The sequence below is a fragment of the Planktothrix sp. PCC 11201 genome, from assembly GCF_900009135.1.
Lineage (GTDB): Bacteria > Cyanobacteriota > Cyanobacteriia > Cyanobacteriales > Microcoleaceae > Planktothrix.
This window is the reverse complement of record NZ_LT797710.1, coordinates 78017-89754: the sequence shown is the minus strand read 5'-3', so window position 1 is coordinate 89754 and position 11738 is coordinate 78017. Positions and strand designations below refer to the sequence as shown.

General features: G+C 44.0%; 9 protein-coding genes. 4 read left to right on the top strand and 5 right to left on the bottom strand.

Going from position 1 to position 11738, the window contains the following annotated elements; translation table 11 throughout:
• Positions 1-38 precede the first annotated feature (38 nt).
• Entirely contained in the window at positions 39-1223 is a 1185-nt protein-coding gene (locus PL11201_RS19655; RefSeq protein ID WP_079680582.1) for an NAD(P)H-quinone oxidoreductase subunit H, read from the top strand.
• A 133-nt stretch (positions 1224-1356) separates the two neighbouring features.
• Here PL11201_RS19655 and pyk read toward each other — a convergent pair whose 3' ends face one another.
• Both pyk and PL11201_RS19640 read right to left on the bottom strand, forming a co-directional pair.
• Positions 1357-3138: a pyruvate kinase gene (gene pyk / locus PL11201_RS19650; RefSeq protein ID WP_079680581.1), complete on the bottom strand. Its 1782-nt coding sequence runs from the start codon at positions 3136-3138 to the stop codon at positions 1357-1359.
• A 329-nt stretch (positions 3139-3467) separates the two neighbouring features.
• On the bottom strand, positions 3468-4253 hold the full coding sequence (locus tag PL11201_RS19640; RefSeq protein ID WP_079680580.1) for a COP23 domain-containing protein: 786 nt from the start codon (positions 4251-4253) through the stop codon (positions 3468-3470).
• A 136-nt stretch (positions 4254-4389) separates the two neighbouring features.
• On the opposite strand from PL11201_RS19640, the gene crtR reads away from it, so the two are divergent.
• Positions 4390-5283 carry a beta-carotene hydroxylase gene (gene crtR, locus PL11201_RS19635; protein ID WP_079680579.1) on the top strand — a complete coding sequence of 298 codons (894 nt, stop codon included), beginning with the start codon at positions 4390-4392 and terminating at the stop codon, positions 5281-5283.
• A 114-nt stretch (positions 5284-5397) separates the two neighbouring features.
• Positions 5398-5982: a signal peptidase I gene (gene lepB, locus PL11201_RS19630; RefSeq protein WP_079680578.1), complete on the top strand. Its 585-nt coding sequence runs from the start codon at positions 5398-5400 to the stop codon at positions 5980-5982.
• A gap of 165 nt (positions 5983-6147) precedes the next feature.
• On the opposite strand, the gene PL11201_RS19625 is transcribed toward lepB, so the two are convergent.
• The 3 genes from PL11201_RS19625 to PL11201_RS19615 form a co-directional block, all read right to left on the bottom strand.
• Positions 6148-7317, bottom strand: a complete 1170-nt coding sequence (locus tag PL11201_RS19625; RefSeq protein WP_079680577.1) for a CO2 hydration protein — start codon at positions 7315-7317, stop codon at positions 6148-6150.
• A 94-nt stretch (positions 7318-7411) separates the two neighbouring features.
• Complete coding sequence (locus tag PL11201_RS19620; RefSeq protein ID WP_079680576.1) at positions 7412-8914, bottom strand: NADH-quinone oxidoreductase subunit M; 1503 nt, start codon at positions 8912-8914, stop codon at positions 7412-7414.
• 75 nt (positions 8915-8989) lie between these two features.
• Positions 8990-10861, bottom strand: coding sequence for an NAD(P)H-quinone oxidoreductase subunit F (locus PL11201_RS19615; protein WP_079680575.1), 1872 nt, complete (start codon positions 10859-10861; stop codon positions 8990-8992).
• 559 nt (positions 10862-11420) lie between these two features.
• On the opposite strand from PL11201_RS19615, the gene PL11201_RS19610 reads away from it, so the two are divergent.
• Positions 11421-11732, top strand: a complete 312-nt coding sequence (locus PL11201_RS19610) for a carbon dioxide-concentrating mechanism protein CcmK (protein ID WP_079680574.1) — start codon at positions 11421-11423, stop codon at positions 11730-11732.
• Positions 11733-11738 lie beyond the last annotated feature (6 nt).

Sequence of the window (11738 nt, the reverse complement as noted above, 5' to 3'; positions counted from 1 at the left end):
AAATCCATAAATCCGCGTTAGGGAACACCGATAAAAGTATGAGTAGAATTGAAACCCGCACAGAACCGATGGTCTTGAACATGGGGCCACACCATCCCTCCATGCACGGGGTCTTACGGTTAATTGTCACCCTGGATGGGGAAGATGTGGTGGACTGTGAACCCGTGATTGGGTATTTGCATCGCGGTATGGAAAAAATCGCCGAAAGTCGTAGCGTTGTCATGTATGTCCCCTACGTTAGCCGTTGGGACTACGCCGCTGGAATGTTCAACGAAGCAGTGACGGTGAATGGCCCGGAAAGATTGGCCGGAGTCACCGTCCCCAAACGGGCGCAATATATTCGGGTGATTATGCTCGAACTAAACCGCATTGCTAATCACCTATTATGGCTTGGCCCATTCCTGGCCGACGTCGGCGCCCAAACTCCCTTCTTCTATATTTTCCGAGAGCGGGAACTGATTTATGATCTCTGGGAAGCCGCCACCGGATACCGGATGGTCAATAATAACTATTTTCGGATTGGGGGCGTAGCCGCCGATTTACCCTACGGTTGGGTGCAGAAATGTCGAGATTTTTGCGATTATTTCGGGCCGAAAATTGACGAGTACGAACGCTTAATCAGCAATAACCCGATTTTCCGACGTCGGATTGAGGGTTTAGGAACCATTACCCGGGAACAGGCGATTAACTGGGGATTATCTGGCCCGATGTTACGCGCCTCTGGGGTGAAGTGGGATTTACGCAAAGTTGACCACTATGAATGTTACGACGAATTGGACTGGGATGTGCAGTGGGAAACGGCCGGAGACTGTTTGGCCCGTTATTTTGTGCGGATTCGGGAAATGCGAGAATCCCTAAAAATCCTGTATCAAGCCCTCGAAGCCCTTCCGGGCGGCCCCTACGAAAATTTAGAAGCCCAACGGATGATGGGCGGGCCGAAATCCGAATGGAATGGTTTTGATTATCAATTTATTGGCAAGAAAATCGCCCCGAGCTTCAAAATTCCCAAAGGGGAACATTATGTCCGAATTGAAAGCGGGAAGGGAGAACTCGGTATTTATATTATTGGGGATGATAATGTCTTTCCCTGGCGGTTCAAAATTCGGGCGGCGGATTTCTGCAATTTACCCATTCTCTCGGAATTAGTTCGAGGGGAAAAAATCGCTGACCTCGTGGCAATTCTCGGGAGTATCGATATTATTATGGGTTCGGTTGACCGTTAGGGATAATTTTTCAACCTCGGGTCAAAAAGAGCTAAAGAAAAAGCGATCAACGAATGATTTTATCATCCGGCGATCGCTAATTTTTCAGGAAAAAATCTAATGTTAATCAATCCAATAGAGAAGGAAAATAGCTTTAGAGATTTTCACTTCCCGAACCACTGCTAGAGCCCGAATAGACAATCCCGCGTTCCATATCTAAGGTCAGAATCACCCCATCTCGAATCAAGCGAGTGGCATTCTTCACCCCAACAATCACAGGCACCCCCAAACGTAAAGCAATCACCGCCGCGTGACTGGTCAAACTATCAACTTCCGTGACCACACCCCCCGCCTTCCGCATCACATCGACAAAATCGGCACTGGTTTGAACCGTGACCAAAATTTCCCCGGCATTAAAATCAGCTAACTCTCCAGCACTGCGGGCCACCCGCGCCCGTCCGGTAACACAGCCTTGACCAACGGCCGTTCCCTTACCCAAAGCAGCCGTCACCACTTCCACCTTAATCAAATCCGTAGATCCGGCCACCCCTTGTAAAGTTCCCGCCGTGGTCACAACCAAATCCCCATCGGCCAGCAGATTTTTTTCCCTCGCCACATTCACCGCCGCTTGAAAGGTTTGGTCAGCCGAAGGTAAATCTAAAACTAATAAAGGCTTCACCCCCCAAACTAAACTTAACTGTCGCGCCACCTCAACGTGGGGAGTAATGGCTAAAATCGGGGTTTGGGGTCGGAATTTCGAGACATTGCGGGCCGTAGACCCGGTTTTGGTTAAGGTCATGATCGCCGCCGCGTTCAACTGGTGAGAAATTTGTGCCACCGCCTGACTAATGGCGTTAGGAATTGAACGTCCGGTATCTTCAACCTTGGAAATATTACGGGTCACACCCTCCTGTTCAATCCGCACCGCAATCCGGGCCATGGTCGCCACCGCTTCCACCGGATAGTTACCCACGGCGGTTTCATTGGAAAGCATCACCGCATCGGTACCATCTAAAATCGCATTAGCTACGTCGGAAATTTCCGCCCGGGTGGGTCGGGGATTATTCACCATGCTATCTAGCATCTGAGTCGCAGTAATCACCGGAATTCCCATCCGGTTGGCGGTGATAATTAACCGTTTTTGTAAAATTGGCACATCTTCGGCAGGGAGTTCCACCCCTAAATCACCTCGGGCCACCATCACCCCATTACACAACGCCAAAATTTCTTCCATTTGTTCAATGGCTTCATGTTTTTCAATTTTGGCAATCACGGGAACATCCTTACCCGCACTCGCAATTAATTCTTTAATTTCTAAAACATCCTGGGGATTTCTCACGAAACTTAAAGCTACCCAGTCCACCCCTTGATCTAAACCAAACATTAAATCCCGGCGGTCTTTTTCCGTCATGGCTTTAATGGACAGATAAACCCCAGGAAAATTCACCCCTTTACTGTTAGAAAGAGTCCCGCCCACAACCACACGACAACATAAGCGTCCTTTGGCCTGTTCGACTTTCTCCACGACCATTTCCACCTTGCCATCATCGAGGAGAATCACCGCCCCATCAGGGACTTCATCGGCTAAGGGTTTGTAGGTGACAGAGGAAATTTCTTGAGTTCCCACCACATCTTCACTGGTGAGAATAAACTGATCATCCCGGTTCAGGACAATCGAACCCGTCTCAAATTTCCCTAATCTGATTTTTGGGCCTTGGAGATCTTGTAAAATCCCCACAGGTTGATTCAGTTCAAAGGCGGTTTGTCGAATCATCCGAATACTGCGTTGATGATCCTCATGGGTATTATGGGAAAAATTCAAGCGCAGAGTCGTTGCACCCGCTAAAATCAATGCGCGGAGAACTTCAGGCTTCTGGGTAGCAGGGCCGATTGTAGCGACTATTTTGGTTCGATGCAGTAGATTTTGCGGTTGCATGACTCAATTAAAGATCTAGGGAATTGTCTGTAGAGACGAGCCATGGCGCGTCTCTCTACAGATCATAAACAGAATTTAACCACGTCAGGGACACATCAGGATCAGGAATTACGAATTACGAATTACTAATGGGGAATGGGTAATGGGTAATAGGTAATAGAAAGAGTTTACTCCCCCTGCTCCCCCTACTTCCCCTGCTCCCCCTGCTCCCCCTGCTTCCCCTGCTTCCCCTGCTCCCCCTGCTTCCCCTGCTCCCCCTGCTCCCCCTGCTTCCCCTACTCCCCCTGCCTGCTCCCCCTGCTCCCCCTGCTCCCCCTGCTCCCTGTTCCCTATTGAGGAAAATAACGGGGGTTTAAGCGTGCTCCGGTGCCGCCATCGGTGGGGTCGAGGAATTGACGGAGGGGAATACCAGTAGAACGGGTTCTCGGACGTCCTAAAGCCCCTCGAATGATGTCCCCGGTACTTTTTTCATCTATCAGGGTTAGAACACCTTGGGTGCTTTGGCCACTGTCGGCAATTACGAGGTTTTGGAAAATGCGATCGCGGACTAATAAAGGATCTTCCCCAGGGGGTACGGTTAAGACAATCCGACATTGGGGAACATCTTCGGTGGTGGCGCAGAGGGTATTGTAACCGTTCTCCATCGCTGTACTGATTTCTGCTAATCCATCGGGACGATAGGATTCTAAACGGCGACTAATCTCTCCACAACGGCGTTCCGGTGTCCATCCGCCCCCCATATTACTAGGAACTGCCCAAGCATAGCCTTGATTGGGTTGGCTGACGGGATAATACATCACCGTATATTGACCGCCAATCACCTCACATCGAAACCGAGCAATTGCTGTGTCCCCGGTTTCCACTTCCACTTGAGGATTTAGGGGGCCTTGATCGGTGGGTTGGGGGGCTGGGGATTGGGTGGGATTAGTGGCCGGAGTCGGAAAGGTTTGGGGGGGTTGGGTTGTGTTGCGGGGGAGTTGCAGCAGGTCGGTCAGACTGGGTAAAGATGGCCACCGAGGTTGAGCGTTGGCCCCGGTGGCGGAACCCAGGATTGATAGGGTCATGGATAAACTAAACAGTCCGACTAAGGATGTACGCGACAGTGAGCTAGACATAAATATTTTCTCCTAGGGGTAAAATCGTGGTATTTTAGGCAATTACGTTCGGGTTTAGTGATTTTATAAATCTTTACACTTTGTTACTTTTCTCATAAAATACTCAGGTGTGAAACTTCAAGGAGTGCAAACTGTAATGTCGGAGGCAAGTAAGCCACTGACAGTCCCCAAGGAATACCTCACCGCAGAGGGTGGTTTTAACACCACGCTACTGATGTTTTTCGGTGCGGTAGTAATGGTGATCTGTTCCACATTGGGATACTGGCTTTGGGGTTGGCCGGATTGGTGTTGTTTTTTGATTAATGTTTTGGCGCTGCACCTTTCGGGGACAGTGATCCATGACGCATCCCATAATTCTGCCCACAAAAACCGCATTCTGAATTCGGTATTAGGACACGGTAGTGCTTTGATGTTAGGGTTCGCTTTTCCCGTATTTACGCGGGTGCATATCCAACATCATTGCCATGTTAATGATCCAGACAATGATCCGGATCATTTTGTTTCCACAGGTGGCCCCTTGTGGTTGATTGCGGCACGTTTTTTCTACCATGAAGTGTTTTTTTTCAAGCGCCGACTTTGGAAAAAATATGAGCTTTTGGAATGGTTTTTGAGTCGCTTATTTGTAGTGACTATTGTTGCGATCTCTATTCATTATGAATTCCTCGGCTATATTCTGAATTTCTGGTTTTGTCCGGCTTTGGTTGTGGGCATAGCTTTGGGTTTATTCTTTGATTATTTACCCCATCGTCCGTTTCAAGAACGGGGTCGCTGGAAAAATGCTAGGGTGTATCCGGGTTCGGTTTTAAATCTGTTAATTTTGGGGCAAAATTACCATCTGATTCATCATTTATGGCCATCTATTCCTTGGTATTATTACAAGCCAACCTATGAATTTATGAAGCCTCTGTTAGATGAAAAAGGTTCTCCCCAAACCTTGGGAATATTAGAAGGAAAGAAAGACTTTTGGGGTTTCCTCTATGATGTCTTTTTGGGAATTCGTTTTCATCACAAATCCTCCCATGAGAATTAACAATTTATCCCTTCAATTTCCAGGGTTAATGATTGAGAATTAAGAATCATAGCTTAATTGCGATTCTTAATTCTCAATTTATTTTTATAGATAATAATATTAGGGAAAAAAACAATGAAATCCGAAGAAAAACAAGTAACTCAAAAGCCCCAACCTGCAATCCCTAAAAAAAGTATTTGGGATCAAATCCGAGAGAATATTGTAATTTTAGCGATCGCCCTGGGATTATCATTATTAATTAGAACTTTTGTTGCTGAACCTCGATTTATTCCCTCAGATTCCATGTTCCCGACTTTAGAAATAAACGATCGCTTAGTCATAGAAAAGGTATCCTATTATTTAGATTCTCCCCAATTTGGCGATATTATTGTTTTTGCTCCTCCTCCCCAATTACAAGAGATTGGCTATGCGGCAGATCAAGCCTTTATTAAGCGAATTATTGGTCAGCCAGGTCAAACCATTGAAGTTAAAAATGGTCGGGTTTATATTGACAATCAGCCCCAATTTGAGCGTTATATTGCTGAGGAACCTCATTATCAATTACCCCCAGTAAAAGTTCCTGAGAATTCCTATTTTGTTATGGGAGATAATCGCAATGATAGTAATGATTCCCATGTTTGGGGTTTTCTTCCCAAGGAAAATATTATTGGTCGCGCCGTATTTCGTTTTTGGCCGATTGAACGATTTGGCCGCGTTTAGGATGAGCTTCCCTCGACAGATTCTTCTTTTTACTATTACTATCTTTTTGCCCTTACTATAGTGATAAAAGAGGGATTATCTGTTTTCCGCTCGTTTTTGGCGCGATCACAACTTCTCAAAAACCGGATTTCTCAAATAAACCTGGTTTCTAGTTTAAAGTGTCTTTTAACGTTCAGGAAATAGCTTACATTCCCTGAATGTAGGTTGATTAACTTCCCCTAAACGGGAGTTTAAAAATCGATCCATCCAATTCTCAAAATAGATCCGATTAGCTTGTTTTTGTTCAGGATCATTAGTATTAATAGAATGGGGGGCTAATCCCACAATTGCCGCCGTGGTGACACAGAACATTGACTTTTGAAAACTCTGACAAATTTGCACCCGTAAATCATCTTCTCCGCGACAACTATTTTGATAGATATTATGTAAATAATCAGGAAGAAAATGACGCATATCCTGCATTAATTGAGTTGGGGGAATACCCGACCCACCAATCGGTAAAGGATCGGCGTATAATGCACCATAGGCAAAGTCTTTTTGCTCTGTGGGAATTTGATGGGCTTGAGCATTATAAGAAACCGTTCCAGGAAAAGGAGTTCCCCTAAAGAACACAGCTTCAACATAGGGAACTGCGGTATCCATTAAAAAAGTTAATCCGGCAGATTTTGGCAGGATATCATAAACTTGATTATTGATTTTGACGCTATAAGTAATGGGTTTATTAGCAGCTTCTACTAGGGCTAATAAAATATGATTGACTACTTCAGGAATAGATTTAATTTCTCCTTGATCATAACGATCAGAAAGGGAAATAAACATATCACTCATCACCCGCCAAAATTGACCTAATCCACTATAATAAGCCAGTTGTCGGATTTGTTCGGGTAGAAATTCCGGGAAAAAACGATGGAGAGTTTGAATCATCAAATTTCCCTTAGTTTTAGCTTGAATCGCAGTTTCTGCTAACTTGAGAAATTCAGAAGAATCTAAATATTCATCTAATTTACCGCCCCCATGCCAAAACATGGTTTTCATACAATATTCGGCATATTCAAAATTAATCCGATCATGCCACAAATATTGAAATAATTTTTTGATATTGACTTCTCCATTAAAATACTTGAAAAAGGGGAATAATTCTAAAAACTGTTCATCTGCAATATAAATTAAATTATTAGAATAGGCATCCAGAACAACACCATAACTTTTCAAGATACCCACAACTTCCACCAAATTTTCGGGATAATTCGGCAACAGAGCTTCACCGGACTCCAGGCGATGAATATATTCAGATAAAGGATGTTTAGACATGGGGGTAAAATCCGTAAGTTTCATTTTGTTTAAAGGTTTAATTAAAATTTATCTTTGGAAAAGTGATAAAGTGGGTTTGATTTTCTGCTCAATTATTTAAACCCACTCTATCAAAAAATTAAACTTTTTCTGCGAGATGGTGAGCAAATAAGGGTTGAGTATGGGCTAAAGCCGTTGTAGAAGCATCACTTAATCTCACCAGTAAGTTAGGCTGAATTCCTAAAATCACAATAATTAAGGCTAAAATTATTGCCGGAATCCGATCGCTCCATTGTACAGAAGGCAAATTCACCACATATTCCGAAAGGCGACCAAAGAAAGCTTTATTAATCATAATCAGGAAATAAACAGAAGTTAATCCGGTTCCAATCATGCACAATAAAGTTTGTACGGGGAAGACTTCCATACTGCCCCGAAAGATGATAAATTCTGCCACAAATCCCACTAAACCAGGTATACCCGCACTCGCCATTACCGCCATAATCATAATAGTTCCAATTAGGGGTAAACCGCGTTCTGGGTTAAGTAACCCTTGAATAATATCTAAATCTCGACTCCCCGCTTTTCGGTATACAACGCCAACGGTTAAAAACATTAATCCCGAGATTAAACCATGACTCACCATTTGCATCACAGCCCCTAATAAACTGGTGGAGTTAGCAGCAGCAAAGGCTAATAAAATATAGCCCATGTGAGCAATAGAACTATAGGCGACCATTTTCTTCATATCTTTCTGAGAAATGGCACAAAAAGCTCCATATAAAACACTAACTACAGCCCAACTGGCCACCCAGGGAGCAATTACTGACCAAGCATCAGGAAATAGGCCGACTCCAAACCGTAATAACCCATAGGTTCCTAACTTTAATAATACCCCGGCCAACAGCACAGAAACGGGGGTTGAGGCTTCAACGTGGGCATCCGGTAGCCAGGTATGGAAGGGAAACAGGGGAATTTTAATCCCAAATCCAATTAACAGACCGCCTAATAAAATCAGTTGGGTGTTTAGGGGTAAAGATGAGACTCCTAACGCCGTAGCACTAATAGTATCTAAATCAAAATCTAGGGTATGGGTCAGCCAAACAATGCCTAAAAAAGAAGCTAAAATGAGAAATCCCGAAACGGCTGTATACAGGAGAAATTTAGTGGCTGCATAGCCTTTGCGTTTACCTCCCCAAATCGCAATTAACAGATATAAAGGGATGAGTTCAACTTCATAAAATAGCAGAAACAATAATAAATTTTGGGATAAAAATGTTCCTGAAATTCCTGCCGAAATCAATAAGATTGAGGCGTAATAGAGTTGATGACGACTGATAAATAAATCCGTAATAGCGATCGCAATGGTAATTAATAACCCATTTAAAATCACTAAAGGTAAGGATAAACCATCAACCCCTAAAGTATAATTTAACCCCAAGGGTTTAATCCAAGGAATAAATTCTTTAAATTGTAAGGAAGGATTCCCCGGATCAAATAATCCTGCTAAAACCAATGACCATAAAAATAATCCAACCGTGATGACCAAGGACAATTGACGAGCCGTTTTACCCGATAAATTCGGCCAAAAGGCAATAATAGCCGCACCAAATAAAGGAAGCCAAATTAATACACTAAGCATAAATAAATTGGTGTTGATAGTTGATAGTTAATTTCCGTAGATTAAGAAAATAAAGCCCTAAAGGGCTTACTACAGTTAGAATTGCCACAACATTAATCCCAGCAATACTCCTACTCCTAAAGCAATAGTTAGGAGATAAAATTGAGATTGTCCAGAAATACTGTATTTTAAGCCTTCTCCACTAAATAAAGTGGCTAAACCAAAAACATTAACAATGCCATCGATAATATAGCGATCAATCCAAGCACTAAAAGCAGAAATTCGATTCACAAACAAAACCACCGTTAGATCGTAAATTCGATCAATATAAAAATCGTAAGCGAATAAATCTTGCAATCCTTTCCAGGGTAATTTGTAAGGCTTAGAACCCATTCCAAATAAATAAATCCCGCCTCCAATTGCCACTCCAACTAAACCCGAAATCACCAGTAAAGGCACCGTAGCTTGACGCAAAATCTCAGCCAACCCAGTAGCGGGAACTTCCACCAAAGGCGCAGTCCAACTGAGCAATAATTGCCATTGTTGTAACATTATTGGCACTAATAAAGTCAAAATAATCATGGCAACCATCGGTAAAGCCATCGGCCATGGAACTTCTGGTGCTCGCCGGGTTTTTTGTTGGGGTTTTCCGGCAAAAACCAATCCGAAAACCCGGGTTAAACTTAAAGCCGTTAAACAATTAACCAGCAGCAAGACCAAAATTAACCACAGAGGAATTGTCCAAAATCCATCGACCCAACGGCGCATCGTCCAAAAGGTTCCCAAGGGCATTAACGCCACTAAACCCCCTGCACCCACAATAAAAGCGATGGTTGTGGCGGGCATTTTTGACCATAACCCCCCCATCTCGGTTAAATCTTGAGTATTGGTGGTTAGAATTACCGAACCCGCACTCATGAAAATTAAGGCTTTGGCGATCGCATGGGTGAACAGCAATAGTAGGGCAATATCAACATGACTTTCTCCTACCGCAATAAACACCAACCCTAAATAGGCACTGGTGGAATGGGATAAAGCCCGTTTGAGATCAATTTGAGCAATAGAAACCAGAGAAGCACCAATGGCGGTAATTGTCCCTAAAACCACTAAGGTTGTGGAAGCAATCGGGGATAGGGCCAAAACCGGTTGGAGTTTAATTAAGACATAGGCTCCACTGGCCACCACCACCGAATTTCGCATAATCGAGGCTGGGTTAGGGCCTTCCATCGCCTCATCTAACCAGAGATTTAAGGGAAATTGAGCACATTTTCCAATCGGGCCAGAAATTAAGGCCAAACCCAGTAAGGTCGCCTGGAGGGGCATTAAGGTGGCGGTTTCTGCCCATCCTTCCAAATCGGAAAAGCTCAAACTTCCGGCCAGGGTGGAGAGGTACACCACCCCCATTAACAACAAGACATCTCCGACCCGTTTGGTTAAAAACGCATCCCGAGCCGCCGTCACCACCAGGGGTTGGGCATACCAGAAGCCCACCAGTAGATAGGTAGAGAGGGTTAATAATTCTAGGAGGATATAACTCAGTAACAAGGAATCACTCAAGGCTAACCCACTAATGGCCGCCTCAAAGAAGCCCATCAGGCCAAAAAACCGAGCCAGAGCCCAGTCCTTTTCCATGTATCCCAGGGCGTAGCATTGAGCAATTAAACTCAAACCCGTAATTAATTCCATGGCCCCCAAACTCACCGGGGAGATTTCCAAGGCAAAGGACAGGTCTAAATTGTTGGTGTGTACCCAATGGAAAAGGATTTGCTGAATGGGTTCATCCCAGGTAGTGCGGAAAATCACCGAACCATGGACAAGGGCTAAAACCGTCATTAACAAATTAAAGTAGGCGGCGGGTCTGGGCCCGGTGCGTCGCACCAATCCCATTGACCAAGGCAAGGTCAAGATTGCCCCAATTAAGCCATAAAAAGGTATCCACCAACTGGTGTGGAGGAGAAAATCTGTCATTTAACTTAAAATTAGAAAATTCTTAGGAATTCTCAGCTTACTATACCAAGATTTTGGATTCATAGGTCTTTGGGTTGACTTGTAGCCGGAATTGGCGGGCTATTATACTAGCTTGTAGAGCTATAAGGGTAAAAAATCTTTTAATTAGAGCTATGGTTTTATTGGCACGGCTATAATTCTTAAAAACTTAACAAAACTTAATCAAAATTCATTATCAACAAAAATAATATTAAAAATGAGAAAATATAATCCAGATTAATATTGTCAAGAGTGTCACCCTTCTCCTATTCTTAGAGAGGGAGGTTCGTTACTATTTCTGTAAATTGAAATTGTAGGTAATCTGCTGATCTCGGTTTCCATCCTCAAGGGTCGGAAAGTAAGCAATAGGAAAATATAACTATTGCCAAATCTAGGGATCAATAAGCCCTAAAATTAGACTTAAAGGGGAACTGCAACATCTGAGTGTAGCCCGAAATCTGACGGTTAAATCTGTTGGAAAGTCGCTTATTGCTTAAAAATACAGTGTAGTTTGTTTTGTTCACCAATTAGGAGTTAAACCATGTCAATTGCTGTGGGAATGATTGAAACTTTAGGCTTTCCTGCTGTTGTAGAAGCAGCAGACGCCATGGTAAAGGCCGCCCGGGTTACCTTGGTGGGATATGAGAAAATTGGCAGTGGCCGAGTCACCGTGATTGTGCGTGGGGATGTCTCCGAAGTGCAAGCCTCCGTAGCAGCCGGAGTCGAATCCATCAAACGAGTGAATGGCGGTCAGGTGACTTCCACCCACATTATTGCTCGTCCCCATGAGAACCTAGAATATGTTCTGCCGATTCGCTATACCGATGCAGTCGAGCAGTTCCGTTCTTACTAGGGACTC